Annotated in this window: 23 protein-coding genes, 1 other RNA gene, 3 pseudogenes and 1 riboswitch; of the genes and pseudogenes, 15 read left to right on the forward strand and 12 right to left on the reverse strand. The window is 70.9% G+C overall.

All coding sequences use genetic code 11. The features are described 5' to 3' along the window. Nucleotides 1-49 precede the first annotated feature (49 nt). The 6 genes and pseudogenes from ABT186_RS20390 to rnpB all read left to right on the forward strand — a co-directional run bounded on the left by ABT186_RS20390 (nucleotide 50) and on the right by rnpB (nucleotide 3,903). Nucleotides 50-667 carry a TetR/AcrR family transcriptional regulator gene (locus ABT186_RS20390; protein WP_351926151.1) on the forward strand — a complete coding sequence of 206 codons (618 nt, stop codon included), beginning with the start codon at nucleotides 50-52 and terminating at the stop codon, nucleotides 665-667. 81 nt (nucleotides 668-748) lie between these two features. Then, on the forward strand, nucleotides 749-1,177 hold the full coding sequence (locus tag ABT186_RS20395) for a DUF4260 family protein (protein WP_351926153.1): 429 nt from the start codon (nucleotides 749-751) through the stop codon (nucleotides 1,175-1,177). Between the two features lie 28 nt (nucleotides 1,178-1,205). Then, nucleotides 1,206-1,715 carry a TetR/AcrR family transcriptional regulator gene (locus tag ABT186_RS20400; protein WP_351926196.1) on the forward strand — a complete coding sequence of 170 codons (510 nt, stop codon included), beginning with the start codon at nucleotides 1,206-1,208 and terminating at the stop codon, nucleotides 1,713-1,715. A gap of 20 nt (nucleotides 1,716-1,735) precedes the next feature. Continuing rightward, on the forward strand, nucleotides 1,736-2,566 hold the full coding sequence (locus ABT186_RS20405; RefSeq protein ID WP_351224959.1) for a helix-turn-helix transcriptional regulator: 831 nt from the start codon (nucleotides 1,736-1,738) through the stop codon (nucleotides 2,564-2,566). 82 nt (nucleotides 2,567-2,648) lie between these two features. Further along, a pseudogene (locus tag ABT186_RS20410) lies at nucleotides 2,649-3,365 on the forward strand (DMT family transporter); the annotation flags it as partial. A gap of 124 nt (nucleotides 3,366-3,489) precedes the next feature. Continuing rightward, nucleotides 3,490-3,903: RNase P RNA component class A (gene rnpB, locus ABT186_RS20415), an RNA gene on the forward strand. 538 nt (nucleotides 3,904-4,441) lie between these two features. On the opposite strand, the gene ABT186_RS20420 is transcribed toward rnpB, so the two are convergent. The 11 genes from ABT186_RS20420 to ABT186_RS20470 form a co-directional block, all read right to left on the reverse strand. After that, nucleotides 4,442-4,606, reverse strand: a complete 165-nt coding sequence (locus ABT186_RS20420; protein ID WP_351224961.1) for a hypothetical protein — start codon at nucleotides 4,604-4,606, stop codon at nucleotides 4,442-4,444. Next, on the reverse strand, nucleotides 4,603-5,652 hold the full coding sequence (locus tag ABT186_RS20425) for an LLM class flavin-dependent oxidoreductase (RefSeq protein WP_351926155.1): 1,050 nt from the start codon (nucleotides 5,650-5,652) through the stop codon (nucleotides 4,603-4,605). The genes ABT186_RS20420 and ABT186_RS20425 overlap by 4 nt, the downstream gene beginning before the upstream one ends. Next, the gene (locus ABT186_RS20430; RefSeq protein WP_502973257.1) at nucleotides 5,649-7,355 is read right to left on the reverse strand and encodes a dipeptide ABC transporter ATP-binding protein; all 1,707 of its coding nucleotides are present in this window, start codon (nucleotides 7,353-7,355) and stop codon (nucleotides 5,649-5,651) included. Before ABT186_RS20430 ends, ABT186_RS20425 begins: the two co-directional genes overlap by 4 nt. After that, nucleotides 7,337-8,260 (reverse strand): ABC transporter permease, encoded by a 924-nt coding sequence (locus tag ABT186_RS20435; protein ID WP_351224967.1) that lies wholly within the window; start codon nucleotides 8,258-8,260, stop codon nucleotides 7,337-7,339. Before ABT186_RS20435 ends, ABT186_RS20430 begins: the two co-directional genes overlap by 19 nt. After that, on the reverse strand, nucleotides 8,257-9,216 hold the full coding sequence (locus ABT186_RS20440; RefSeq protein ID WP_351926157.1) for an ABC transporter permease: 960 nt from the start codon (nucleotides 9,214-9,216) through the stop codon (nucleotides 8,257-8,259). The genes ABT186_RS20435 and ABT186_RS20440 overlap by 4 nt, the downstream gene beginning before the upstream one ends. Before the next feature lie 3 nt (nucleotides 9,217-9,219). Continuing rightward, nucleotides 9,220-10,839 (reverse strand): ABC transporter substrate-binding protein, encoded by a 1,620-nt coding sequence (locus tag ABT186_RS20445; protein WP_351926158.1) that lies wholly within the window; start codon nucleotides 10,837-10,839, stop codon nucleotides 9,220-9,222. A gap of 196 nt (nucleotides 10,840-11,035) precedes the next feature. Then, a complete protein-coding gene (locus tag ABT186_RS20450) occupies nucleotides 11,036-11,152 on the reverse strand; it encodes a putative leader peptide (RefSeq protein ID WP_351224973.1) in 117 nt (38 codons plus the stop codon). Nucleotides 11,153-11,186: 34 nt separating this feature from the next. Then, nucleotides 11,187-11,299: riboswitch (SAM riboswitch) on the reverse strand. Nucleotides 11,300-11,350: 51 nt separating this feature from the next. Beyond that, nucleotides 11,351-12,175, reverse strand: coding sequence for a DUF1684 domain-containing protein (locus ABT186_RS20455; RefSeq protein ID WP_351224975.1), 825 nt, complete (start codon nucleotides 12,173-12,175; stop codon nucleotides 11,351-11,353). A 62-nt stretch (nucleotides 12,176-12,237) separates the two neighbouring features. Beyond that, nucleotides 12,238-13,161 carry an LLM class F420-dependent oxidoreductase gene (locus ABT186_RS20460; protein ID WP_351224977.1) on the reverse strand — a complete coding sequence of 308 codons (924 nt, stop codon included), beginning with the start codon at nucleotides 13,159-13,161 and terminating at the stop codon, nucleotides 12,238-12,240. Nucleotides 13,162-13,265: 104 nt separating this feature from the next. After that, a complete protein-coding gene (locus tag ABT186_RS20465; protein ID WP_351224979.1) occupies nucleotides 13,266-14,666 on the reverse strand; it encodes an NtaA/DmoA family FMN-dependent monooxygenase in 1,401 nt (466 codons plus the stop codon). Then, entirely contained in the window at nucleotides 14,663-15,769 is a 1,107-nt protein-coding gene (locus tag ABT186_RS20470) for an LLM class flavin-dependent oxidoreductase (protein ID WP_351926160.1), read from the reverse strand. The genes ABT186_RS20465 and ABT186_RS20470 overlap by 4 nt, the downstream gene beginning before the upstream one ends. A gap of 555 nt (nucleotides 15,770-16,324) precedes the next feature. On the opposite strand from ABT186_RS20470, the gene ABT186_RS20475 reads away from it, so the two are divergent. From ABT186_RS20475 to ABT186_RS20495, 5 genes are all read left to right on the forward strand, one after another. Next, nucleotides 16,325-17,353: an isopenicillin N synthase family dioxygenase gene (locus ABT186_RS20475; protein ID WP_351224983.1), complete on the forward strand. Its 1,029-nt coding sequence runs from the start codon at nucleotides 16,325-16,327 to the stop codon at nucleotides 17,351-17,353. Then, nucleotides 17,350-18,648 (forward strand): O-acetylhomoserine aminocarboxypropyltransferase/cysteine synthase family protein, encoded by a 1,299-nt coding sequence (locus ABT186_RS20480; protein ID WP_351926162.1) that lies wholly within the window; start codon nucleotides 17,350-17,352, stop codon nucleotides 18,646-18,648. Before ABT186_RS20475 ends, ABT186_RS20480 begins: the two co-directional genes overlap by 4 nt. Nucleotides 18,649-18,683: 35 nt before the next feature. After that, nucleotides 18,684-18,869 (forward strand): hypothetical protein, encoded by a 186-nt coding sequence (locus ABT186_RS20485; protein WP_351926164.1) that lies wholly within the window; start codon nucleotides 18,684-18,686, stop codon nucleotides 18,867-18,869. Further along, complete coding sequence (locus tag ABT186_RS20490) at nucleotides 18,870-20,339, forward strand: MFS transporter (RefSeq protein ID WP_351926166.1); 1,470 nt, start codon at nucleotides 18,870-18,872, stop codon at nucleotides 20,337-20,339. A gap of 64 nt (nucleotides 20,340-20,403) precedes the next feature. After that, nucleotides 20,404-21,645, forward strand: coding sequence for a vanadium-dependent haloperoxidase (locus ABT186_RS20495; RefSeq protein ID WP_351224991.1), 1,242 nt, complete (start codon nucleotides 20,404-20,406; stop codon nucleotides 21,643-21,645). A gap of 30 nt (nucleotides 21,646-21,675) precedes the next feature. Here ABT186_RS20495 and ABT186_RS20500 read toward each other — a convergent pair. Then, nucleotides 21,676-22,005 (reverse strand): annotated as a pseudogene (locus ABT186_RS20500) (arylsulfatase); the annotation flags it as partial. Between ABT186_RS20500 and ABT186_RS20505 the strand changes: the two are divergent. The 4 genes and pseudogenes from ABT186_RS20505 to ABT186_RS20520 all read left to right on the forward strand — a co-directional run. Further along, nucleotides 21,972-22,232 (forward strand): annotated as a pseudogene (locus ABT186_RS20505) (TauD/TfdA dioxygenase family protein); the annotation flags it as partial. The pseudogenes ABT186_RS20500 and ABT186_RS20505 sit on opposite strands and share 34 nt — an antisense overlap. A gap of 644 nt (nucleotides 22,233-22,876) precedes the next feature. Then, entirely contained in the window at nucleotides 22,877-23,773 is an 897-nt protein-coding gene (locus ABT186_RS20510) for a TauD/TfdA dioxygenase family protein (protein ID WP_351224993.1), read from the forward strand. Then, entirely contained in the window at nucleotides 23,770-24,663 is an 894-nt protein-coding gene (locus ABT186_RS20515) for an ABC transporter permease (protein ID WP_351224995.1), read from the forward strand. Before ABT186_RS20510 ends, ABT186_RS20515 begins: the two co-directional genes overlap by 4 nt. Continuing rightward, nucleotides 24,660-25,391 (forward strand): ABC transporter ATP-binding protein, encoded by a 732-nt coding sequence (locus ABT186_RS20520; protein WP_351224997.1) that lies wholly within the window; start codon nucleotides 24,660-24,662, stop codon nucleotides 25,389-25,391. The genes ABT186_RS20515 and ABT186_RS20520 overlap by 4 nt, the downstream gene beginning before the upstream one ends. Nucleotides 25,392-25,406: the final 15 nt, after the last annotated feature.

Genomic DNA, 25,406 nt, shown 5'->3' on the forward strand with positions numbered 1-25,406 from the left:
CCCTTCACTGTAGTCACTAAAAATTTCGAGCGGCTATAGTTTTCTTGTGATGGATGAAAACAGGCCAGGGGAGTCCTTGCGGGAGCGAAAGAAGCGGGAGACGCGGCAGCGGATCTCGAACGTCGCGACGCTGATGTTCCGGGAGCGCGGCTTCGACCAGGTGACGGTCGCCGAGGTCGCGCAGGCGGCCGGGGTCTCGGCGATGACCGTCTTCAACTACTTCCCGCGCAAGGAGGATCTGTTCCTCGACCGCATCCCGGAGGCCGTCAAGGCCTTCGCCGGGGCGGTACGGGACCGCGCCCCGGGCGAGTCCCCGCTCGCGGCGCTGCGCCGCCTCGCCTTCCGGTTCATCGACGCACGGCATCCGCTGGGTGGGGTGGGGGAGGGTTTCCCGGGCTTCTGGCACGTCGTCGCCGACTCGCCGGCGCTGCGGGCCCGCGCCCGCGAGGGCGCCGAAGAGGTGGAGCAGGCGCTCGCCGGAGCGCTCGCCGAGGCCGGGCTCGCCGAGCCGGAACTGGTGGCGGCCGTGACCGTCGCCGCGTACCGCTCGGTGTGTGTCGTCTCGGTGCGTCGCCAGCTCGCGGGCGACCCGTTCGCGGAGGTCGTCGGGGATCACCGGGAGCGGATGGGGGCGGCGTTCGACGCGCTGGAGCGGATGGGGCTGTGAGTACGTCCGCTTGACGGCTAACGCCGTTAGCCATATCGTCATGGCTAACGGCATTAGCTGAAATGCCCTCTGGAGGCAGCCATGACCAGCACGACCAACATCAACGTGAGTGTGAAGGCACCTCGTACCACCGCCACCCTCCTCCGCCGCACGGCCTGGCTGGCCGGCGCCTTGTTCTGGACGGCGTTCGCGGTGCTGGAGGGCGTCAACCACGGCTGGCTCGCGGGCACGCTCGCCCTGGTCTTCCTCGTGCTGCCGGACCTGACCTTCCTGGTCGCCCTCGACGAGGCGCCCCACATGGCGAAGGGACAGCTGGCGCCGCGCGCGGTGCCGTACTACAACGCCATGCACCGGGCCCTCGTGCCGCTGGCCCTGATGGCCCTCTACACCGTCGCGCCCATCACCTGGGCCCCGGCCTTCGCGGCCCTGTGCGGCTGGCTCGCCCATATCTCGTACGATCGCGCCTTCGGCTACGGACTGCGGACGAAGGAGGGCTTCCAGCGTGGCTGACCGTCCCACCCCGACAGCCGGTGCGCATCTGTCGCCCCGGGCGCGGGAGATCGTCGCGGCGGCCCGGACCCTCCTCGAGGAGTCCGGGCCGTCCGCGCTCACCATGCGCACCCTCGCCGACCACCTCGGCATCAAGGCCCCGTCGCTCTACAAGCACTTCCCCGACAAACAGGCCGTCGAGGTCGAGCTGATCGCCCAGATGCTCGACGAGTCGGCCGAGGCCCTGGAAGCCGCCGAGACCCGCAGCCCCGGGTCGCTGCCGGCGCTGGCGGAGGCCTACCGGACCTACGCCCTCGCCCATCCCCACCTGTACTGCCTGGCCACCGAGCGCCCGCTGCCCCGCGCGTCCCTGCCCCAGGGCCTGGAGGACCGGGCCGCGCTGCCGCTGCTGCGCACCTGCGGCGGCGACCTGAACCGGGCCAGGGCCGCCTGGGCGTTCGCGCACGGCATGGTGATCCTGGAGATCCACGGACGGTTTCCCGACGACGCGGACCTGGAGGCGGCATGGAAACGCGGCCTCCAGGCGTTGCACCCCTAGAGCCATGGAAGGGGGGCACGGTGAGCACACGGGAACAGGCACTGTGGACCAGGGCGCGCCTCGGCCGCTGCGGGCCGCCGCTCGACCTGCTCACCGCCCGCTTCGACAAGCACGTCTACGCCCCGCACGCACATGAGGAGTTCACCATCGGTGTCTGCGTCGGCGGCTCCGAGGTCATCGACTACCGCGGCGGCCATATCCGCACCGGCCCGGGCACCATCGTCGTCCTCGACCCCGGTGAGATGCACACCGGCGCACCCGCCACCGCCACCGACGGCTACGCCTACCGTGCCCTGTACGCGCAACCCTCCCTGCTCACCGACGGCATCGTGGGCGGCCTCCCGCACTTTCGCGAACCCGTCGTCGACGACCCCGAACTGGTCGCCGCGCTGCGTGCCACGCACACCGAACTGAGCGCCTGCCCGGACCCCCTGGAGACCGAGTCCCGCCTTCCGTGGCTGCTCACGGCCCTCGCCCGCCGCCACTCCACGGCCCGCCCGACGGCCGACACGATCCCGGGGGCCGTCACCGTCGCGCACGTCGTACGCGACCGCCTCGCCGACGAACTCACCACCCCGCCCTCCCTCGCCGACCTGGCCGCCGATCTGGGCCTGTCCCGCTACCAGCTGCTGCGTGCTTTCCGTACGACGATGGGGATACCGCCGTACGCCTGGCTCGCCCAGTACCGGGTGACGAGGGCCCGCGGTCTGCTGGAGAGGGGCATGCGCCCCGCCGAGGTGGCCCTGCTCGTCGGCTTCGCCGACCAGGCCCACCTCACGCGCTGGTTCCGGCGGGTGCTCGGGGTGACCCCGGCGGCGTACCGCAACAGCGTTCAAGACACCCGGGCCTGACGCGGCCGAAACTCGCTGCATGACTGCACGTGGCTGGTTTCTGTTCTCCCTGATGGGAGTGATCTGGGGCATCCCCTATCTGATGATCAAGGTGGCGGTGGACGCCGTGTCCCCGTCCATGGTGGTGTTCACGCGCTGTGCGCTGGGCGCCGCGCTCCTGCTGCCGTTCGCGATACGGCAAGGGGGCCTGTCCCTGACCGTACGGGCGCACTGGCGGCCCATGCTGGCCTTCGCGTGCATCGAGATCATCGGCCCCTGGTTCACGCTGACCGACGCCGAGCGACATCTGTCCAGCTCCACGGCCGGACTCCTGATCGCGGGCGTGCCGATCGTCGGGGTGGTGCTGGCCCGGTTCTTCGGCGACACGGAGCGGCTGGGCGTCCGTCGGGTGGCCGGGCTCGCGCTGGGCCTCGGCGGGGTGGGGGTCCTCACGGTCCCGCATCTGACCGGCGGCGACGCGCGTTCGCTGGCGGAGGTGCTGCTGACGGTCCTCGGCTACGCCACCGCGCCGCTGATAGCCGCCCGGCATCTCAAGGAGGTCCCCTCCCTCCAGCTCACGGCGCCTTGTCTGACCCTCGCGGCACTGGTCTACGCCCCGGCGGCCGCGGCCACCTGGCCGTCCGCCCTGCCGTCCGCGCAGGTCCTGGCCGCGCTGGCCGGTCTGGGCGTGATCTGCACGGCCGTGGCCTTCGTGGCCTTCCTGGAACTGATCAAGGAGGCGGGCCCGACCCGGGCGACGGTCATCACGTACGTCAATCCGGCGGTCGCGGTCGCTGCCGGAGCGCTCTTCCTGAACGAACGCCTCACGGCCGGGATCCTCGCCTCCTTCGCCCTGATCCTGGCGGGCTCGGTGCTCGCGACGGCGGGACCGGCCGCCGGACCGAGGCGCGGCGGACGCCCGGTACCATGGTCGACACGGCAGACGAGCCGGGCGGACGGCCGCGTGGGGGTCCTTGTGGACCTCCCCGAGGAACGTCCGGGCTCCACAGGGCAGGGTGGTGGCTAACGGCCACCCGGGGTGACCCGCGGGACAGTGCCACAGAAAGCAAACCGCCCGGCGCTCAGGCGCTGGGTAAGGGTGAAACGGTGGTGTAAGAGACCACCAGTGCCCAGGGTGACCTGGGCAGCTAGGTAAACCCCACCCGGAGCAAGGTCAAAAGGGACCGCCTTTTCGGAAGAAGGGGCGTTCCTGCGCGGACGTTCGAGGGCTGCCCGCCCGAGTCCGCGGGTAGACCGCACGAGGCCGGCGGCAACGCCGGTCCTAGATGGATGGCCGTCGCCGAGGGGCCCGCGAGGACCCCTCGGAACAGAACCCGGCGTACAGCCCGACTCGTCTGCCGCTCTTCATATTCGCAGGTCAGAGGCCATGTTTACTGCCTAAACAGACTCTTGGGGTCGAATCCGGGGCGAATCTGGGGTGTAGGTATCGTCGTTTCTGTCTGCCGTCCATGCGGCATATCCGGGCATTCTGGATGCCAAATGTGATCCAGTGTGGCTCTGTGGCAGACATCTCGGATTCTTGTGCACTCGGAAGTACATGTACGAGGTGTCTCCTTGTCGGCCTGCTCTGGCTGAGGCTGAGCACCGATGGTGCATCCTAAGTCGGCGGGGCGTCACCGGCCGTGAACGGGTGGGCTCGCCCCTGCCTGGGCCTCCTGTCGGAGGAGGGAGAGGTGAGGGCTGTTCATGACTTCGAAGTGCGTTGCCGGCGATGTCGTCGTGCATGAGTGGCAGGCCGCTGACGCCATGGCTGTTGAGGTATGGCATGCCCAGGGCCGGGCGCTGCGCTTCTACGACCGCCGCGGTGCAGGTGTCGGGCTGCGGTTGTCGGCGGACCCGCCCTGCCGAGTAGACGCCGTGACCGGTTGTGGCGGCTCAACCGGCTGGCATTACCAGTTTTGGCGCCGTCGGATCCACGGCGTAGTGGGCGGTGGTGGTGAGCGTCTCGTACGCCCCGGCGCCGTGGAAGCGGTGGGCCTTGGCGAACGGCTCGCGGGCGTGCATCTCCAGTCGGACCGGGGGCTCCGGAACAGGACTCACCGGCCCGTCTCCGGAAACGCCGGGGAAGCGGGGCGCCAGCCCAGCTCGGGGGCGATCAGGTGCCGTACGTCGTGCAGGATCTGTTCGTACTCCTCGCGATGGAACTCGTACGGCAGCTCCAGGCGCAGCTCCGACACCTGCGCGAGGACGGGATCGGCGGCCAGTTGCTCGAGGATCTGCTCGGCGGTGCCCACCACGTCCGGGGCGAAGAGGATCTGCTTGGGGCCGAAGGCCCGCGGTGCCAGGGTGCGCTCGTGCCGGCTCGCCGCGTACTCCCGGTAGCGGGCCCGGGTGGCCGCGTCGGCGCTGTCGTACGGCACGATCACCCGCCCCAGGGCCACCCGTGGTGCCGACCGGACGCCGCCCAGGGCCCGCCGGTACTCGGCGAGCAGGTTCAGCTGGGCCGTGGTGAAGTCGGTGGTGTCCTCACTGCTGACGATGTTCCCGGACAGCAGGTTCAGGCCGTTCTCGGCGGCCCAGCGCACCGAGCGCAGGCTGCCTCCGCCATACCAGATCCGCTCCACCAGACCGGGGTTGTGCGGCTGCAGCCGCGGCCGCTGGATGTTGCCGGGCGAGTGGATCACCGTGTCCGGGCCGCCGAGGTAGTCGCCGCGCAGGTTGTCGACGAGGCGGGCGATCCTGCCGTACGACAGGTCGAAGCCGCGCCAGTCCCCGTCGTACACCAGGTCGCCGAGCAGTTCGGCGTGCGGCATGCCGGTGCTGAAGCCGACCTGGAGGCGGCCGCGGGACAGTACGTCGGCCAGCGCGAGGTCCTCGGCCAGGCGGAACGGGCTCTCGTACCCGATGGGGATGACCGCGGTCCCCAGCTCGACCCGCTCGGTGCGCTGGCCGGCCGCGGCGAGGAACACCGCGGCGGAGCCGACGCCGTGCTCGAGGTGGCGCTGGCGGATCCAGGCCCCGTCGTAGCCGAGCCGTTCGCCGTATTCGAACAGCTGGAGGGTCTCCTCCAGGCCGGTATAGGGGTCGTCGTCGGCGAAGTTGCCCGGGGTGAGGAAGGCCAACGAGGTGATGGTGGGAGTGCTCATGACGCTGGTCCTCGGCTCGTGGTGGTCTCGGGGGTGAGGGAGGGGACACGGCCGCCGGGGATCGCCGCGAGCAGTTCGCGGGTGTACTCGTGGCGAGGGTGGGTGAACAGTTCCTCCGGCGGGCCTGTCTCGACGACGCGGCCGGTCCGCATGACGGCGACCTGGTGCGCGATCTGCCGTACGACGGCCAGGTCGTGCGAGATGAAGAGGTAGGCCACCCCTGTGTCGGCCTGCAACTCGGCCAGCAGGTCCAGGACCTGGGCCTGCACGGACACGTCCAGCGCGGAGACCGGCTCGTCGCACACCACCAGGTCGGGGGAGAGGGCGAGGGCGCGGGCGATCGCCACCCGCTGACGCTGCCCGCCGGACAGCTCCGCCGGACGCCGTTCCAGCGTGGCGGAGGGAAGCGCCACCCGGTCGAGCAGTTCGCGGGCGCGGGCGAGCCGGGAGGCGCGGTCGCCGACCTTGAAGGCCCGGAGTGGTTCGGTGATCACCTCGGCTATGGAGAAGCGGGGGTCGAGGGAGGCGTACGGGTTCTGGTAGACGAGTTGGGCGCGGCGGCGCAGCTGCCTGGTCTGGGCGCCACGCGCGGTGGTGACGTCGGTGCCGTCGAAGAGGATCTGCCCCGCGGTCGCGTCGGCAAGGCGGAGCACCAGGCGGGCGGTGGTGGACTTGCCCGAGCCCGACTCGCCGACCAGGGCGAAGGTCTGGCCCCGGTGGAGGGTGAGGCTGACGTCGTCGACGGCGCGCAGGGTGCGGGGCCCGTCCCCGGTGCGGGGCAGCCTGAACTCCTTGACCAGGTTGCGCACTTCGACCAGGGGCGCCGTCTGCGCGTCGGGGATGGAGACCGGGGTGCGGGGCCGGGCGGTGGTCAGGCTCGGGGCACTGGCCAGCAGGTGCCGGGTGTAGTCGTCCTGCGGGTCGGCCAGGATGTCACGGGTGGGGCCCGCCTCGACGACCTTGCCCTGGGACATCACCACCAGCCGCTGTGCCCGGTCGGCGGCGACCCCGAGGTCGTGGGTCACGAGCAGGACCGCGGTGCCCGACTCCTCGGTGAGGCGCTGGAGATGGTCGAGGATGACCCGCTGCACGGTGACGTCGAGCGCGCTGGTGGGCTCGTCGGCGATGATCAGCTCGGGCTGGGCGGCGATGGCGATGGCGATCAGGGCGCGTTGCCGCATGCCGCCGGACAGTTCGTGCGGATACTGCCGGGCCCGGACGGCCGCGTCGGGCAGCCCGGCCCGGTCCAGCACGGCGACCGCCTCGGCGGGAGCCGAGCGGCGGGTCGCCAGACCGTGGATGCGCAGCACCTCGGCGACCTGGTCGCCGATCCGCTTGACCGGGTTGAGGGAGACGGTCGGGTCCTGGGGGACCAGTCCGATCCGTGCTCCGCGTACGGTGCGCAGTTCGGCTTCGGAGAGGGTGGCGAGATCGTGCCGGCCGAAGCGGACCGTGCCCGCGTCGATACGGCCGTTCGCCGGCAGGAGCCGGGTGATGGCGTGCGCGGTCGTGCTCTTGCCGGAGCCGGACTCGCCGACCACCGCCGTCACCTGTCCCGGCCATACGTCGAGGTCGACGCCCCGGACCGCCGGGATCGTGCCGCCCCGGGTGCGGTACGACACCGACAGGCCGCGTAGCTCCAGCAGGGGTGTGGTCACGTCGTCACCGTTCTCACGTTCGTCTGTCATCGCTGCCGGGACCATTCGCCGTCCAGCGCCCGGGCGATGCGGTTGGTGGCCAGCACGGTCGCGGCGATCGCCAGACCGGGCAGTGCGGTCAGCCACCAGGCGTTGGCGAGGTAGTTGCGGCCGTCGGAGATCAACGTGCCCCACTCCGGGGCCGGCGGGGGAGCGCCGTAGCCGAGGAAGCTCAGCGCCGACACGGCCAGGATGGAGGAGCCGAAGTCGAGGGTGGCCAGGACGATCACCGGGCCTGCGGCATTGGGCAGCACGTGTCGGCTGAGCACCGAGTACCAGCGGGCCCCGCTCGCGCGCGACGCCTCCACGAACACCGCCTGCCGCACGCGCAGTACCTCCGCGCGCGCCACCCGGGCGAACGCGGCGACGCTGGCGATGCCGACCGCGACCGCCACCTTCACCGTGCCGTAGCCCAGCGCGGTGACCAGGGCCAGGGACATGAACAGCGCGGGGATGGACAGCAGTACGTCGACGAAGCGCATCAGCACGTCGTCCACCCAGCGGCCCACGAACCCGGCGACCACCCCGAGCAACCCGCCGACCACGAACGCCACCAGCACCGCGATCAGCGTGGCCTTCAGGGACAGCTGGGCGCCATGGACGACCCGCGAGAACACATCGCGGCCCAGCTCGTCCGTGCCGAACCAGTGACTTCCGCTCGGGCCGCGGAAGTTCTGCGACGGCACGCCCCTCAACGGGTCCTGCGAGGCGAACAAGTCGGGCCAGAACGAGGCCAGCACCACCAGCACGAGGACGACCACCGACAGCAGCAGACCCGGGCGGCGCACCACGAAGCGCAGCAGCCGCCGTACATCCACGCGGCGTCCCGGCTCCGGCCCCGACCCCGCCTCGACCGGGCGGGCCGGTCCCAGCGCCGTCTCGGCCGGGTCGTCGACAAGGCTCTGGCTCATGCGAGTGCCGCCCTTCTGCCCGAGGCCACCACGATCCGCGGATCCAGGAGCGGATAGACCAGGTCGATGACCAGGTTCGTCGTCACGAAGATCAGCGCCCCGAAGGCCACCACCCCCTGGACCACCGGGATGTCCTGGGCGGTGACCGCCGCCGCGGTCACGCGCCCGAGGCCGTCGCGGGAGAACACCGTCTCGACGACCACCGAACCGGCGATCAGCTGCCCGACCAGCAGGCCGACGACCGTCAGCGCCGGCAGGGACGCGTTGCGCAGCGCGTGCCGCAGATGCACCCGCCAACGGCCGGCGCCCTTCGCCCGCGCGGTCTCCACATACGCCTGGTCCAGCGCGGTGAGCAGGCTCTTGGCGAGCACCTGGGCGACCTGCGCGCCGGTCGGGACCGCCAGCGTCAGGGCCGGCAGGACCAGCCCCTTCAGGCCGTCGTTGCCGAACGCGGGGAACCAGTGCAGCCGGAAGGAGAACGTCTCGACGAGCAGCAGCCCCACCCAGAACGTCGGAACGGACACCCCCAGCGGCGGCAACGACAGCAGCAGCTGCCGCAGCCAGCGCCGGGTGGTGTAGGTCGCCAGCACCGCCAGACCACCGCCGAGCAGCACCGCCAACAGCAGGGCGGCACTGGTCAGTTGGAGGGTCTGCGGCAGCGCGTCGGCCAGCGTCGAGGTGACCGGGCGACCGGTGGACACCGAGTCGCCGAAGTCCCCGCGCACCGCCCGTCCCAGATAGTCGGCGTACTGCACCAGCACCGGCTTGTCGAAGCCGTACTCGTGCCGTAGGGCGGCGATCTGCTTCGGGTCGACCTGCCCCGAGTCCATCCCGGCACTGGCCATCGCCGTGACCGGGTCGCCCGGCAGATAGTCCAGCACCAGGAACGAGACCGTGTACGCCGCCCACAGCACGCCTACCGCCTGCGCGAGCCGTTTGATCACGTAGCGGCGCATGCGCTAGCCGATCCAGGTGTCGTGCAGCTGGAGCCGGCTGGAGGCGTCGAAGTTCAGGTCGTGCACCTTCTTCGACACACCCAGTTGGGTCTGGAGCTCCACGACCGGCACGTAGTAGGCGTTCTGCACGATCAACTGCTGTGCCTGGCCGATCAGTTGCTTGCGCTTGGCGGTGTCCGTGGTCGCGGCCTGCGCGGCCAGGGCCGTGTCCAGGCTGCTCGTCGGCACGCGGTAGAAGTTGGCCAGCTTCGTGGAGAAGGAACTGCGCAGGATGTCCGGGTCGGCCCGGGTGACGTTCCCCCAGGCCGCGTCGTAGTCGCCCGACTGCAGCGTCGGCGCGAGCTGGGTGACCTGGAGCTGCTTGAGGGACACCTGGACGCCGACGGCCTTGAGCTGCTGCTGGATCAGCTCCAACGCGGGCTGGTTGGTGGCGGCGTTGGGGATCCAGTCGATGGTCAGGCTGAGCTTCTTGCCGTCCTTGGTGCGGATGCCGTCACTTCCGGTCTCCCAACCGGCCGCGTTCAGCAGGGACTTGGCCTTGGCCGCGTCGGACGTCAGGCCCGAGGCGAGGCTGGTGTAGTCGGGCGTGGTGTGCGCGAGGACGCTGGTGGCCGCCTGGGTGCCGGTCGGGAACACGGTGTCTGCGATCTGCTGCCGGTCGGTGGCGTACAGGATCGCCCGGCGCACTCGCGCGTCCTTCAGGGACGGCCGTGAGTTGTTGAGGCCGAGGCCGAACACGACGCCGGGGTTGGCCCGTCGCTGGAGGGTGACCTGGCCGCCCTTGAGCGCCGCCTCGTTGGCCTTGCCGACGCTGCTGATCGCGTCCACCTGGCCGGACTGGAGACTGCCCGCCCGTACACCCGCCTCCGGTACGACCTTGAACACCAGCTTGTCCAGGTACGCCTCGCCCTTCTTGGTCCACAGCGAGGAACCCCAGGCGTATCCGGTGCGCTTGGCGAGGGTGAGCGACTGGTTCTGCACGTACTGCTTCAGTACGAAGGGCCCGGAACCGATCACGCCCTCACTGCACTTCTGCTGCGGGGTCTTCTTCACGCTCGCCGACGACTCGATGCCGAGTGAGTGCGTGGAAGTGGCCTGCAAGAACTGGGTGTTGGGCTGGTTGAAGGTCACCTTGACGGTGAGCGGGTCGATCACGGTGGTGCTCTTGACGCCGCTCAGATAGCCCTCGGCCAGGGTTCCCAGGGCGCCGAGCTTCGGCACCGCGTCGAAGTTGTCCTTGACCACCTGCGCGGTCAGCTTCGACCCGTCGCTGAAGGTGACACCCGAGCGCAGACGGAAGGTGAACGTCGTGGCGTCGGAGCTGATGTCCCAGCTCTTCGCCAGCCACGGCACGATCTTGCCGGTCTTGGGGTCCTGGTCCGTCAGCGAGTCTACGATCTGGCGCACCGAATAGATGGTCTCGTTGCTGGCGACCTGCTGCGGATCCACGCAGCCGGCGTCCGAGCCCACCGCGAAGGTCAGGGTGCCGCCGGACTCGGGCTGCCCGGTGCCGCTGCCGGAATCGCCGCCGCTGGAGCCGCAGGCGGTCAGCAGAACACTGGTGGTGACAAGGGCGGTCAGCGCCGCCAACCGAGAAGTTCTGACATGGGGAAGTGCAATCACGGAGGGCTTCTCCTACTCGTGTCACCAGGCACGGTGGCTGTGCGAGACATGGCCGTGCGTGGGCGTGCGGCCCCGTTCGGCGCGATGCCGACGCCGGGAGCGCTGTGCAGACAGGGATCAGGGGGAAACGAGGATCAGGCGCAGACGGATGCGGCGAGAACTGGTGCCGGACTGCGACCAGCGGTGGGAAGGCCCGTCAGGCCTGACAGAGACAGCTGGTCGAGCGCTTGAGGTCGATGTGGCGCCGACGAGAGAGCCGGGAGAACACGGTGGCGCCGACGAAGCGGGCGCTGAGGTCACCACCGTGGCGCATGCCGGTCCTCCACACTTCCGGCCCCGGTCACGGGGCCACGCGCTTGCGGGATCGTCGGTGATCCTGCCGGGCTTTCACCTGGAGCACCCCACCGCGGGGGAGGGTTGCCGGTCAGCGAGCCAGGGCTTGACGCTGACACTCAATGCCACTTGTGATCGTACGGAGAGATCTTTCCGTTGGTCAACGGCCAAGCGCGGCTCAGGAACCGCCGCGCTCGCGGGGGATCTTCTGGCCGGCCTCGATCGCCACCGGCAGTCGGTTCTCGGCCGGGGGCAGCGGGCAGGTGGCCAGGTCCGTGTAGGCGCACGGCAGGTTCGCGGCGCGGTTGAAGTCCAGGGCGACCGTGCCGTCGGCGGCGGGCGGCTCCAGGGACAGGGAGCGGTTGGCGGCGTAGGTGGTGACCCCGGAGGTCTCGTCGGTGAACAGCACCATCAGTCGGCCCGCGCCATGGCCGGGGAACGCGGTCAGCGACAGCGGGCGCCCGTCCAGCTCGAACTCGACCCTGCCCGGAGCGTCGTACACATGCTCAAGGCCCTCGACCGCGGCGCCCACGGTGGTCGGCCGCGGCGTGTCGAAGGGGATGTAGCGGCCCGTCACGGCCCAGCGCGGGTCGGGGGCGTAGGCGGGCGTTCCGGTGAAGGCCGTGCGCAGCGGCGCGTCCGGGTGCCGGGGGCGCACGATGTCGTTGCCGCCGCGCTTGGCGACCTCGATGACGGCGTCTCCCCAGACCGCGTCGACGCCACCGCGTTCGGGAAGCACGCCGAAGCGGTGTTCACCGTGGACCGGCGTTCCGTCGACGATCAGTTCCTCGCCGTCGTCGAGGTCTACGACGACCCCGTCGGGGCCGGTGCGCCACGCACCGGGCGCGTCCGGGAAGCGCTGGGGCCGGTCGTCGAGCCAGTGCAGGCCGGTGATCGCCAGGAACCCGTGCGGGTCGGCGAGCCGGGCCTCCTGGGCGCGGTACCACTCCAGCCAGTTCTCGGTGAAGGCCTGGAGGTCCGTTGCGGTGGCCTCGGTGGTCATGGGTTCTCCTTCGTCACGGGGGTGCAGGGGGGCCGGTCGGGCCGTCGGTTCGACCGGCGTGTTCAGCGGGCCAGTTCGCCGAGGAGACGCCAGGTGCGTCGGCGGTCGGCTTCTCCCGCGATCTCGGTGCCCGAGAACACGACCTCGGTGGCGCCGGCGTCGCGGTAACGGCGTACCTCGGCCTCGACGGTCTTCTCGTCGCCGATCACGGCCAGGTCGGCGGCCCGCCGGCCGCCGGAGAGCTCGATGACCCGGGCGTAGGACGGGATCTGTTCGTAGAACGCGAGGTTCTCGGTGGCTTTGGCCCGCACCGCGTCCACGTCGTCGGTGACCACGCCGGGCACCAGGGCCACGATCCTGGGCGCGGGGCGGCCGGCGGCCTCGGCCGCGGCGGTCAGGGCGGGCACGATGTGGTCCGCCAGGGCGCGCGGTCCCGCCAGGTAGGGCAGGATCCCGTCCGCCAGCTCACCGCTGACCCGCAGCGCCTGCGGCCCCATCGCGGCGACCAGCAGGGGGACACCGCTCTCGGCACCCGGTACCCGCGCCGGGACCGGGGTGGTCGCGGTGAGCAGCTCACCGTGGAAGTCGGCCGTGCCGGTCTCGGTCAACTGCCGCAGTGCGGTGAGGAATTCACGCAGCCGCGCGATGGGGCGTTCGAAGGGCAGGCCGAAGCCGGTCTCCGTCAGCAGTTTCGTGCCCAGCGCCAGGCCGAGGTGGTAGCGGCCGTGGGTCGCGGCCTGAGCGGTCTGGGCCTGGCTGGAGACCAGCAGCGGGTGGCGGCCGAAGACGGGGATCGCGGAGGTGCCGACCTGCAGTCCGGGCACTTCCCGCCCGACGATCGCCGCGAGCTGAGGTGAGTCCGCGCCGAAGGTCTGCCCGAACCAGGCCGACCGCAGACCGGCGCCCGCGGCCTCCTGGGCCAGTTGCACGGTGGCGTCGACCTGGTTCGGCGCGTCGGACGCGTTGAGCGCTACTCCAACAGTCATGTCAGTCAGAACGGGCGTCGGTCGAACCCGCATTCCGGTCTGTGTGTGACAGCTTCTTGTCAGTCATGTGTACTCAGTCCTGAGCGGAAGGGCCATCCCGGTGCTCAGCCCGCCTGCCGTCGGTCCCGCGCGGACCGGTGCGTGAGGGGTTCGCGCAGACCGAGGTGGTCGCGGAGCGTCGTACCGGTGTACTCGGTGCGGTAGATCCCGCGTTCCTGCAGTTCCGGGACGAGCAGGTCGACGATGTCGTCGAGGCCGTCGGGGATGAGGTACGGCGTGACGTTGAAGCCGTCGATGGCGCCGTGCCGAACGAAGTGGGCGAACTTGTCGGCCAGGCCGGACGGAGTGCCGACGTGCCCGCGCTGCGGGCCGAGCGCGATGACGGTCTCGCGCAGCGACCAGCCGTGCGCCTCCGCCTTCGCCCGCCATTCGGCCACGACCGCGCGCGGATCGGCGATGCGCCGGGCGCCGAAAGAGCCGTCGTTCTCGGTGACGACCGGATCCTCCTTCGGCAGTGGCCCGTCGGCGTCGCGGTCCGAGAGGTCGATGCCCCACAGCAGCCCGGCGATCCCCAACGCCGTGGCCGGCGTGACCTGTTGGAGCCGGATCCAGTGCTTCTTCTCCTGGGCCTCCTCCTCGGTGGCGCCGAGGATGATCTCGGTGCCGGGCAGGATCCGCAGGTCGTCGTCGGGTCGGCCGACGGCGCGCAGGCGGTTGCGGATGTCGTCGGCGAAGGCCAGTGCGTCGTCGAAGTCGTTGCCGTGCGCGGAGAAGATGACGTCGGCGTTGCGGGCGGCGAAGTCGCGCCCCTCGCCGGAGTCCCCGGCCTGGAAGATCACGGGGTGGCCCTGGGCGCTGCGCGGCAGGGTGGGGGCGAGGTCGACGTCGAACTGCGGTCCGCGGTGGTGTACTCGTCGTACGGCACCGGGCACCGACCATTCCCGTGCAAGCGCGGAGTCGGCGATTGCTCCGTCTTCCCAGCCGTCCCACAAGGCGCGGGCCACGGTGAGGAACTCCTCGGCGCGGCGGTAGCGGTCGGCGTGGTCCAGGTAGCCGCCGCGGCGGAAGTTGGCGCCGGTCCAGGCGTTGTCCGTGGTCACCACGTTCCAGCCGGCGCGGCCTTCGGAGAGCAGATCGAGTCCGGACAGGCGGCGGGCCAGATCGGCGGGTTCGTTGAAGGTGGAGTTGGAGGTGGAGACCAGGCCGATCCGGCGGGTGACCGCGGCCAGCGCCGCGAGCTGGGTGATGGCGTCCGGCCGTCCGGCCACGTCGAGATCGTGGATCCTGCCGTCGACCTCGCGCAGCCGCAGCCCCTCGCCGAGGAAGAATGCGTCGAACAGGCCCCGTTCGGCTGTCTGCGCGACCCGGCGGAAGGAGGCGGGGTCGATCTGGGAGCCGCTTTCGGGGGCGGACCAGATGGTCCAGTGGTTGACGCCCTGGAAGAACACCCCGAAGTGCAGCTGGGCGTGCGGCCGGGGGACGTCGAGGGGATCGGTGCGGGTCATCGGGCGTCCTCCTGGGCGGCCACGGCAGCGGCGGCGAAGCGATTGGCGGGGCGCTCCAGACCCAGGGCCGAGCGCAGGGACGTACCGGGCAGCGGGCGGGCGACGAGGCGCCGCTCGGACAGGGCCGGCAGCACGACGCGGGAGAGGACGGGCAGGTCCTCGTCCAGCACCAGCGGATGCAGCCGTACGCCGTCGACGTGACGGCTCAACTCGGCCAATTGCGCGACCAGTTGGTCCGCTGAGCCGACGTGCCGCAGCCACCCCCGGTCGGTCCACGACGTGTGCCGTTCCAGATCGGCGACGCGCTCGGCGGCCGTGGCGTCCGGTGTGTCCAGCGCCACCTCGACCTCGGCGAAGACGCGGGGCGTAGCGGCGGCGGCAGCGGCCGTGGCGACCGACGTGAGGTCGCGCCCCTCGACGAGAGCGACGTCGAGCTGTGCGGCGGGAACCCGGTCCGGCCGGCCCAGGACGACCAGCTGCCCCTGAGGCGGGCGCGGCACGATCGCCGGGCCCTTGACGGCATACGTCTCGCCCGTGAAGTCGATGTAGTGCAGCCGCTCGCGGTCGAGGTAGCGGCTGGTGGCCACGGACCGGATGACCGCGTCGTCCTCCCACGAGTCCCACAGGGCGCGGGCCACCTCCACACCGTCCCGGGACTCCCGGGCCCGCGCGGCGGCGTCGGCGATCAGCGGCCGCCCCCAGGCACGCGCTGCCTCGGGACGTTCCTCCTCCGTCACCACCCACCCGGCGCGACCGGCGGAGACGTGGTCCAGGGACGCCAACTGGCTGGAGACATGGAAGGGTTCGGCATACGTGACCGGGACGACGGGCGCGATCCCGATGGTGCTCGTGGACGCCGCGACGAAGGCTGCCCGCTCCACCGCGCCGATACGGCCCACCGGATCCGGTGAGGCGCCGGGCGGCAGCACGCCGTCATCCAGGGTGATCAGGGTGAACCCGGCGTTCTCGGCGATGGCGGCGACCTGGGCCACGCGGCGCGGTGTGAGCAGCTGATCGGGGGAGTGGGCGGCGCGGCGCCAGGCCGCGGGGTGGGCGCCGTCGCCGTCGATCTCGACGGCGAGGTGCAGGGCGGGGCCGGTCAATGGGGTTCCTTCCGGGAAACACGAGGACTCGCGGCCACAGGGCCGCGACGAGACAGCCGACGGGACGGCCGGCAGGGGTCAGGCGTGTACGGAAGGACAGACGGCGGAGGAGGTACGGCAGTAGTCGACATGCCGCCGGGTGATGAGCCGTGCACCGGTGCACGCACCGCGCGGTGCCGCGCCCAGTACGTGCATCGAACCCTCCACCTGTCAGGAACTTTCCCTTTCAACGTACGTCGCCCGCCCCTGTGAGTGTCAAGGTCGACCATGGCCAAGGGGCATCTGATCCGCTGGGACGCGTGGTGGACGCATCTTTCCCGTTGTGCTTTGATCCGGCCATGGAGACCACTGGCCCGGCGCACACGGTGCTGCTCGACCCGTTCTGGGTGAGCCGCCGCGCCGATCAGTTCGACCAGGTCTGTTGCTGATCGCCGTTCGACGGCTCGCGATCTAGCTCTTCTCTTTCTGCCTGCAGCTTTCTCTTGCCCTCAACCAGCCGCTCTCCGGGCGTAGTTGTGAGGCGCGCGCGTTCGCCCTGCCGTGAAGGAAACCCCCATGGCCCAGTCCACAGCCCTGCCTGTCATCGACATCTCCCGCTTCCACGCCCCGGACGCGGACCGTGACGCCTTCCTCGCCGAACTCCGCTCCGCCGCGCACGAGGTGGGCTTCTTCTACGTCACCGGGCACGGCGTCCCCGCAGCACTGCGGGAGGAGGTGCTGAGCGCGGCACGCCGCTTCTTCGCGCTGCCGGAGGAGCAGCGGCTGGAGATCGAGAACCTCAACTCGCCTCAGTTCCGGGGCTATACGCGCACCGGCACCGAATACACCGCGGGCAGCGCCGACTGGCGGGAGCAGATCGACATCGGTCCCGAGCGGACGGCGCTCGATGTCGGCCCGGACGATCCCGACTACCTGCGTCTGATCGGTCCCAATCAATGGCCGTCCGCACTACCGGAGTTGCGGGACATCGTGCTGCGCTGGCAGGCGGAGGCGCTGCGGGTGAGCCGTGAGGTGCTGCGGGCGCTCGCGGCGGCGCTCGGACAGGACGAGGGCTACTTCGACCAGTGGTTCGACGACGAGGCGGCCGTGCACGTGAAGATCGTGCACTATCCTCCGCGCGCCGCCGAGGACGCCGACCAAGGGGTGGGCGCGCACAAGGACTACGGCTACCTCGCCCTGCTCCAGCAGGACGAGGTCGGCGGGCTCCAGGTGCAGCGCGAGGACGGGGTGTGGATCGACGCGGTGCCGGTGCCCGACGCCTTCGTGTTCAACATCGGAGAGATGCTGGAGATCGCCACCCAGGGATATCTGAAGGCCACTCAGCACCGGGTCGTGAGCCCGCGGTCGGGCGTCCACCGCTACTCGATTCCCTTCTTCCTCGGCCCGCGTCTGGACGCGGTCGTCGAGCCACTGCACCTCCCTGAGGAGCTGGCAGCGCTGAGTCGAGGGGTCACCGACGACCCGGACAACCCGCTCCTCGCCGCTTTCGGGGAGAACGCGGTCGTCGGCTGGCTCCGCTCACATCCCCGGGTCGCAGAGCGCTGGTGGTCCGACGTCCTGGCCAAGCCGGAGGCCGGACGATGACCGACTGGGCCTTCGAGACACGCCAGGTCCACTCCGGTGCCGTCCCCGACCCCACGACCGGCGCCCGGGCGGTGCCGATCCACCCAGCCACCAGTTACGTCTTCCGGGACACCGCGCACGCCGCCGCGGCCTTCGAACTGGCCGACCTGACCACCCACGCCTACACGCGGCTGTCGAACCCGACCACCGCCGTGGCCGAGGAGAGGATCGCCTCCTTGGAGGGCGGATCGGCCGCAGTCGCCGTGGCCAGCGGCCAGGCCGCGACGACGCTCGCCCTGCTCAACCTGGCACGCGCAGGCGATCACATCGTGGCCTCGTCGTCCCTGTACGGCGGTACCCGTACCCTCCTGGAGCACACGTTCGCCGACTTCGGCATCGATGTCACCTTCGTCGACGACCCGGACGACCTGGGCGCGTGGTACACGGCCGTACGTCCCACCACGAAGGCCTTCTTCGGCGAGACCATCGGCAACCCGCGCGGCAACGTCCTCGACGTCGAGGCGGTCGCCCGCATCGCCCACGAGGTCGGCGTCCCACTCGTCGTCGACAACACCGTGCTCACCCCGTACCTGCTGCGGCCCTTCGAGTACGGCGCCGACATCGTCGTGCACTCCACCACCAAGTTCCTGTCCGGCCACGGCACCGGCATCGGCGGAGTCGTCGTGGACAGCGGGCGCTTCGACTTCGGCGCCGATCCCGACCGGTGGCCCGGGCTGACCCGCCCGGATCCGACGTACAACGGGCTGTCCTTCTGGGACTCCTTCTCCGACCTCGGCCTCGCCTACGCACTGCGTCTGCGGACCCGGCTGGTCCGGGATCTGGGACCGGCCGTCTCGCCCTTCAACAGCTTCCTGCTCCTCCAGGGCCTGGAGACGCTCAGCCTGCGCATCGAACGGCACGTCTCCAACGCCCAGTTGCTCGCGGAATGGCTGGTGGAGCAGCCGCAGGTGACGCGGGTGCACTACGCCGGGCTGCCGACCAGCCCGTGGCAGACGCAGGCCAAGCGCTATCTGCCGCGCGGTGCCGGAGCGGTCCTCGCGTTCGAACTTGCGGGCGGTCTGGAGGCGGGCCGGCGTTTCGTCGAAGGGGTCTGGCTGTTCAGCCATCTCGCGAACATCGGCGACGTACGCAGTCTCGTCATCCACCCGGCCTCCACCACTCACGCCCAACTCGCCCCGGACCAGCAGCTCGCGGCCGGTGTCACGCCCGGGCTGGTGCGGCTGTCGGTCGGCATCGAGGGCGTCGACGACCTGATCGCCGACCTCGAAACCGGTCTGCGGGCAGCCGTCGTATGAAACCCACTTCACGCATCCAAGGAGCAGGATCCGCCATGCGCCGCAGCACCGTCGTCCGGCTCGCCGCCACCGCAGTCCTGGCCGGCCTGGCCGTGACGGCGTGCGACTTCACCGAGCTCGTGGTCCCCGAGCTGCGCCGACGCGGCCTGCTCCGCACCCACTGCACGGGTCGTACGCGGCGCGACCACCTGGGCCTGCCGCGGCCGTCCCGGCAGGCGTAGATGCTCCCGGGAGAAGACCGCGCCGCACGACGGGTGCTGCTGGTGTGCATGGCCGCGGGCGCCACGACCCTGCTGGACCAGGCCGTCCTGAACATCGCGGTCCCGAGCATGCGCCAGTCCATCGGAGCCACCGGGGCGGACGTCCAGTGGATCGTGGCCGGGTACTCGCTGGCCTTCGGCCTCGCCCTGGTCCCCGGCGGCAGCCTCGGTGACCTGCACGGGCGCAAGTGTCTCTTCCTGGCCGGGGTGGCGGTCTTCCTCCTGGCCGGGGTGGCGGCCGCGACGGGAGGAGGGCCCGGGACCCTGATCGGTGCCCGGCTGGTGCAGGGTGCCGCGGCCGGGCTCGTCAACTCGCAGGTGATCGGCACCATTCAGGACGTCTTCCACGGTCAGGCCCGCGGTCGTGCGCTGGGCCTCTACGCGGTCACCGGCGGCGTGGCCACGGCCCTCGGCCCGCCACTCGGCGGTGCGCTCGTCGCCGGACTCGGCCCCGAGGCGGGCTGGCGGTGCTGCCTGTTGCTGAGCTCACCGTGCGCGGTACTCACCCTGACCCTCGCTGCCAGATGGCTGCCCCCGCCCCGGCGCACCGCCCGCAACTCCCGGCTGGACGTCCTCGGCCTCGGTCTGCTGTGCGGCTGCACGCTGACGCTGATGGTGCCCTTCATCCGCACTCCGGGCAGCGGGGCAGAGGCACTCCTGTGGGGAACTGCGGTGTGCGCTCTGGCAGCCGTCTTCGCCGTGCATCAACGCCTACGGGTGCGAAGGGGCCGTCAGCCACTGGTGCACCCGGCGCTGACCTCGTCGAAGCCGTACATGCTGGGCACGGCCGTCGCCATGGCCCAGTTCGGCTCCTCACTGGCCGCGTTCCTCGTGCTCACCGTCTTCCTTCAGGACGGGCTGGGCCTGTCCGCTCTGCTCACGGCGGCGGTCACCCTTCCCGGGGCTGTCGGGATGGGCATCTCCTCGGCCCTCGCCTGGCGGCTGGTGCGGCGCATCGGACCGCGCACGGTGACCGTCGGTCTGACGCTGGGCATCGGTGCCGCCCTGGCCGGGGCGGCGGTCGCGCTCTGTGTGCCGACGGCGGTGCTGCCCATGGCTCTGGCGGGAACGCAGCTGATGTCCGGCGTCGCCGGAGGGCTCACCGTCTCACCCAACCAGACCCAGGTGCTCCAGCACGCTCCGGCAGAGGCCGCGGGAGTGGGCGGCGGGATCCTGCAGATGGCCCAGCGTATCGCGGCGGCCGTCTGCCTCAGTGCCGTCCCCGCGGTGTATCTGCACACCGCTTCCGGCCCGCCGGGAGGCAGCCACCCCCGGGCCGGGTACGCGCTGGCCTCCTGTGTCTGCGCCGGCCTGCTCGCCGTCGCCCTGCTGCTGTCCCTGCTGCGCCAGGCCGCCACGCCGCCCCACCCGTCCGTACTCGCGCCGCCGAACCACGTCGGCGTGGTCCCCCGCCCCAAGGAGACGACCTGACCACCCGTGGCGTGGGTGCCGCACCCCGTCGCCCCCTCACCCCACCGAAACCCAAGGAGAACACGTGAGTTCGACCAGAACCCGGCCCGCCCTCGTCGTCCTGGGCGCGGCGGCGCTGCTGACCGCCTCCGTCGCCGTTCCGCAGGCCTCGGCTGCCGGCCGTACGTCCACGGCTCTCGCCTGGTACGACGCCACAGCCGAGACCATCGCGACGGCCGGGGCATCCACCCAGATCACCAACAGCCGTACATGGGCCATCAGTTGGCTCGCGGCCGCCCGGGCCACCCGGAGCGTCCCCGCCGGTGTCGACCGCGGTGCGTATCAGGAGGCAGCGCTCGCCGGGGCTGTACACCGCGCTCTGGTGACGCTGGCCCCGAGCCGAACGGAGCAGCTCGACGCGAAGTTCAAGGAGACTCTCGACGCGATTCCCGACGGCCCGGCCGAGGAGCGGGGCGTCGCGGCGGGGGAGAAGCAGGCCGATCTCGTCCTGAAGTCGCGGGAGGGCGACGGTCTCGACCCCGCCGCGGTCAACGCGCCCTATCCCGTCAAGCCCGCGGCGCCGGGCGTGTGGCAGCCGACGCCACCCGACTACGCGCCGGCGGCCCAGTACGGCAACCGTCTCGCCAAGCCGTTCCTGCTCAGGACGCAGAGTCAGTTCCGGCTCGCCCCGCCGCCCGCCCTGGACTCCGAGCGCTATGCCGCCGATCTCGCGGAGGTGCGTGCGTACGGCGCCGCGGACAGCACGGTGCGCAGCGCCCGCCAGACCGAGACCGCTACCTTCTGGCTCGGCTCCTCCCTCACCCTCTACACCGAGCCGCTGCGTGTGGCGCTTTCCCGCACACATCAGGGGATCGCCGGGCAGGCGCGGTTGGTCGCGCTGTTCCATGTGGCGCTGGTGGACACGCAGATAGCCACCTCCGACAGCAAGTACGCCTATGAACGCTGGCGTCCGGTGACCGCGATCCGCACCGGCAGCATCAAACCCGACGCCGACTGGACGCCGCTGCACACCACCCCGGCGCATCCGGACTACCCGAGCGGCCACAACACCTACGCGGGCGCCGCGCAGACCGTCCTGTCGGCGCTCGCAGGTCCGCGTACCGCCCCGTTCGCACTGACCAGCCCCACCGCGCCGGGCGTGACCCGGACCTACACCACCTGGAAGCAGCTCTCGGACGAGAACGTCGACGCCCGGGTCTTCTCCGGAATCCACACGAGGTCGGCCGACGAGGCGGGGATCACGCTCGGCACGAACGTGGCACGGTACGCCCTGCAGAACACGGGACGGCTCTTCGCTCCGCGCTGACTCTCCGCGCGCTCACCGGCATCGCGGCGCTCACTCGAACGCCGCCGCCGCGCCACGCAGGGCCTGGGCCACGGCCGCCGGTGAGTCCGGTCCCGGGGCGCCCGGGCGGTAGGTGACCGAGCGGAGGGTGCCGGTGTAACGGAAGACGCCATGCTGTTCGTACAGCGGCCAGGAGACCGGCGACTTGCGGCCCACGCCCACGCTGATGCCCTGGAACGGCGCCATGCCGATCAGCTGGTGGACCGATTCCGCCACGGCCCTGTCCGTCCCGTCGACGGACAGGGCGAAGCGCCGGCCCAGGCCGGGCTCGGCGGTGGCGGTGAGTCCAGTCGCACATCGAACGCCCAGAGAACACGGTCCGCCGGCAGTGGCGCGTCGGGGACGTCGCGCTCTGGGACAACCGCGCCACCCAGCACTACGGCGTGGACGACTCGGACGACCACACCCGCACCCTGCGCCGCGTCACCATCGACGGTGACGTGCCGGTGGACGTGGACGGCCGCCGCTCGGCGCTGCTCACGCCCGAATCCGTGCCGGAGCCCGCGTACGGTATCGCCTCGGGCGCCTTCACCGACGGCGCGGTCGCCCAGACTGACCTGCTGATCGGACGGCCCGCGAGGGCACGCACCTGGAACAGGCGATCACGCCCGACCCGGTGTGCGTGCCCTCGCGTTCGTTGCTGCGGACAGACCGCGTGGGCGTGTCCCGAAGAAGCGGAGAAGTTCTCCGTGTCCGCAATGCAAGACCTGTCCGGGAAGTTCTTGACCAACCTGGTGGACATCTGCTGAACTCCCGACCCATGAACCCGCGCGTGGACCTGACCCGGCGGCGCCACATCGATCTGGCGCACGTCTCCAGCGCGTTTTGTTGTCGCTGATCCGGCAAGTGGTCCCCGGCAGCGGCCGGTGCGTGCCCATGACGCGCGCCGGGCAGCGGCGGTTCAAGGCCGCCCACACCACGATGCCTCCCCACGGGATCGTCGTATCCACCTCCTGAGGGCTCCCGCTTCCTCTCCTTCTCGCATTCGTGTGAGCCGGGAGCCTGTGCGCGCACGCCGACGCGGTCGCTGAGAACGCGGCTGTAGCGGTCCTGCGACCACGCGCCTTCTCTCCGCCCGCCCACCGGCGCTTCGCGTGTGGCCGATCAGTCCTGCGCAGTACCAGCCCCATCACCCGACTCCCCGATCCTCAGCACCCCTTGGTGTGCCCGTCTGTCCGGGAGGGACCCCCTCATGTCTGTGTCCATCCGTAAGCTCACCGGCCGCATCGGCGCGGCCGTGGAGGGCGTCGACCTCACGGCGACCCCCGATCTCGCGACGATCACGGCGCTCCGTGACGCCCTCAACGAGCACAAAACGATCGTCTTCGACGACGTGAACCTCGACAACGCAGGCCAGGAGCGCGTGGCCCGGTGGTTCGGCGAACTCACCACCGCCCACCCCAACGTGCCGGCCACCGACGGCACGACGAACGTGCTCGCCGTCGACAGCGAGACGTCCAAGGCCAACGAATGGCACACGGACGTCACCTTCGTGGTCAACCCGCCGCAACTCACCACGCTCCGGTCGATCGTGACCACGCCGTACGGCGGAGAGACGCTCATCGCCAACGCCGCCGCGGCCTACCGCGATCTGCCCGCACCGCTGCGCGCCCTCGCGGACACGCTGCGCGTCGTGCACACCAACCAGTACGACTACGCCCGCCCCGGGGCCACGACCGCACAACGGCAGGAGTACGACCGAGCCTTCGTCTCGACGCCGTACGAGGCGGAGCACCCGGTCGTGCGGGTGCATCCGCTGACGGGCGAACGCGGGTTGTTCATCGGCGGGTTCGCCAAGCGGATCGTCGGCCTGTCGAGCAGCGACTCGGCGGATCTGCTGCGCATCCTGCAGTCGTACGTGACCCGCCCGGAGAACATCCTCCGCTGGACCTGGTCCCCGAACCAACTGCTGATCTTCGACAACCGGATCACCCAGCACTACGGGGTGGACAACTACGACGACCACCCGCGCCGCCTGAACCGGGTGACGGTCGCCGGAGAGGTGCCGGTCGGTGCCGACGGCCGCCGCAGCGAGCAGCTCGTGGGCGATGCCTCGCACTACAGCAGCGTGCTGGCGGTGGCGGCATGACCGAGGTCCGCATCCCGGCCCCGGCCGTCACCAAGGGGCCGGACGCCGAGACGGCGAGCGCGCGCGAGCGTGAGGTGTTCCTGCCGCGTGACGCCCGGCGCCGGACGCCGCTCACCGAGCTCCGCGAACGCCTTCGCTGGCCCCTCGGGGTCTATACGACTCCGGTCGTGATTCTCATCGCCTGGGAGGTGCTCGCCCGTGCGGGAGTGGTGTCGAAGACCTACGCTCCGGCGCCGACCTCGATCGTGAAGTCCGCCGCTGATCTGTGGCAACAGGGCGTCCTCGGGCCCGACTTGGCCATCTCGCTGCAGCGGGCCGGCATCGGTCTCGCGATCGGTCTGACGGTGGGCATCGTCACCGGCGTGCTCGGCGGGCTGCTGCGCAGCGGCGAGTACCTGTTCAACGGCCTCGTGCAGGTGCTCAACACGATCCCCCTCCTCGCCGTACTGCCGCTGATGATCGTGTGGTTCGGCATCGACGAGCTCACGAAGGTACTGCTGATCTCCTTCGGAGCCGGCGTGCCGATGTATCTCAATTTGTTCGCCGCGATCCGGGGCGTCGACCAGCGGCTGATCGAGATGGCGCGGGCGACGGGCGCGGGCACCTGGCGCCTGGTGACGCGGGTGCTGGTGCCCGGTGCCCTGCCGGGGTTCCTCGTCGGCCTGCGGTTCTCCCTGGCGTACAGCGTCCTGGGCCTGGTCGCCGCCGAAACGGTCAACGCCGACAAGGGACTTGGCTTCCTCATCACTCAGGGGCAGACCTATCTGCAGACCAACCAGGTCTTCGTGGGGCTGGTGATCTACTCGCTCCTCGGTCTGCTCGCCGACCAGTTCGTCCGGGTTCTCGAGCGGGTGCTGCTGCGGTGGCGACCCAGTTATGAGGCGTCATGAGCACCACGACCGTGGCACAGCCCCGCCTGCGGACCGGGGTCGTCGTCGAGCAGGTGGTCCGTCGGTTCGGTGACCGGGTGGTGCTCGACCACCTCGACCTCACCATCGCCGACGAGGAGTTGGTGATTCTGCTCGGCCCCTCGGGCTGCGGCAAGAGCACCCTTCTGCGGCTGCTCGCGGGACTGGACCGGCCCGACGGAGGGCGAGTGGAGGTCCCGGCACGGCGTGCGATCGTCTTCCAGGCCGACCGGCTGCTGCCGTGGCAGCGGGTCCTGCGCAATGTCACGCTCGGCCTGCACGGACCCGACGCGGAACAGCGGGCCCGCGACGTGCTCGCCGAGGTCGGGCTCTCGGGCCGTGAGAAGGCATGGCCCAAGGAGCTCTCCGGTGGCGAGGCCCAGCGGGTGTCGCTCGCGCGGGCGCTGGTTTCGGAGCCCGAACTCGTGCTGCTCGACGAGCCGTTCGCGGCCCTCGACGCCATCACACGGCTGCGCATGCACGACCTCGTACGGGCCCTGCGGACCAAGCATCACGCGGCCATGTTGCTCGTCACCCACGACGTCGACGAGGCGATCGCCCTGGCGGACCGCATCGTCGTCATGAGCAACGGGCGCATCGGCACCTCGCACGAGGTCCAGCTTTCCGCTGCGGACCGGGAAGCGAGCGTCGCACGCGAGGAACTCCGCGCACGGCTCCTGGAAGACCTCGGTCTCGCCGGCCAGCACTGACCTTCCCCAAAACCC

Origin of the sequence: Streptomyces sp. NPDC001634 (assembly GCF_040298185.1) — a bacterium.
Classification (GTDB): Bacteria; Actinomycetota; Actinomycetes; order Streptomycetales; family Streptomycetaceae; genus Streptomyces.

Coding starts and splice junctions, on each gene's coding strand:
- ABT186_RS20390 (WP_351926151.1), top strand. CDS start 50: ATGGATGAAAACAGGCCAGGGGAGTCCTTGCGGGAGCGAAAGAAGCGG.
- ABT186_RS20440 (WP_351926157.1), bottom strand. CDS start 9,216: ATGCGCCGCTACGTGATCAAACGGCTCGCGCAGGCGGTAGGCGTGCTG.
- ABT186_RS20425 (WP_351926155.1), bottom strand. CDS start 5,652: ATGAGCACTCCCACCATCACCTCGTTGGCCTTCCTCACCCCGGGCAAC.
- ABT186_RS20450 (WP_351224973.1), bottom strand. CDS start 11,152: ATGCGCCACGGTGGTGACCTCAGCGCCCGCTTCGTCGGCGCCACCGTG.
- ABT186_RS20430 (WP_502973257.1), bottom strand. CDS start 7,355: ATGGTCCCGGCAGCGATGACAGACGAACGTGAGAACGGTGACGACGTG.
- ABT186_RS20485 (WP_351926164.1), top strand. CDS start 18,684: ATGCGCCGCAGCACCGTCGTCCGGCTCGCCGCCACCGCAGTCCTGGCC.
- ABT186_RS20515 (WP_351224995.1), top strand. CDS start 23,770: ATGACCGAGGTCCGCATCCCGGCCCCGGCCGTCACCAAGGGGCCGGAC.
- ABT186_RS20395 (WP_351926153.1), top strand. CDS start 749: ATGACCAGCACGACCAACATCAACGTGAGTGTGAAGGCACCTCGTACC.
- ABT186_RS20460 (WP_351224977.1), bottom strand. CDS start 13,161: ATGACTGTTGGAGTAGCGCTCAACGCGTCCGACGCGCCGAACCAGGTC.
- ABT186_RS20480 (WP_351926162.1), top strand. CDS start 17,350: ATGACCGACTGGGCCTTCGAGACACGCCAGGTCCACTCCGGTGCCGTC.
- ABT186_RS20435 (WP_351224967.1), bottom strand. CDS start 8,260: ATGAGCCAGAGCCTTGTCGACGACCCGGCCGAGACGGCGCTGGGACCG.
- ABT186_RS20455 (WP_351224975.1), bottom strand. CDS start 12,175: ATGACCACCGAGGCCACCGCAACGGACCTCCAGGCCTTCACCGAGAAC.
- ABT186_RS20475 (WP_351224983.1), top strand. CDS start 16,325: ATGGCCCAGTCCACAGCCCTGCCTGTCATCGACATCTCCCGCTTCCAC.
- ABT186_RS20465 (WP_351224979.1), bottom strand. CDS start 14,666: ATGACCCGCACCGATCCCCTCGACGTCCCCCGGCCGCACGCCCAGCTG.
- ABT186_RS20510 (WP_351224993.1), top strand. CDS start 22,877: ATGTCTGTGTCCATCCGTAAGCTCACCGGCCGCATCGGCGCGGCCGTG.
- ABT186_RS20520 (WP_351224997.1), top strand. CDS start 24,660: ATGAGCACCACGACCGTGGCACAGCCCCGCCTGCGGACCGGGGTCGTC.
- ABT186_RS20490 (WP_351926166.1), top strand. CDS start 18,870: ATGCTCCCGGGAGAAGACCGCGCCGCACGACGGGTGCTGCTGGTGTGC.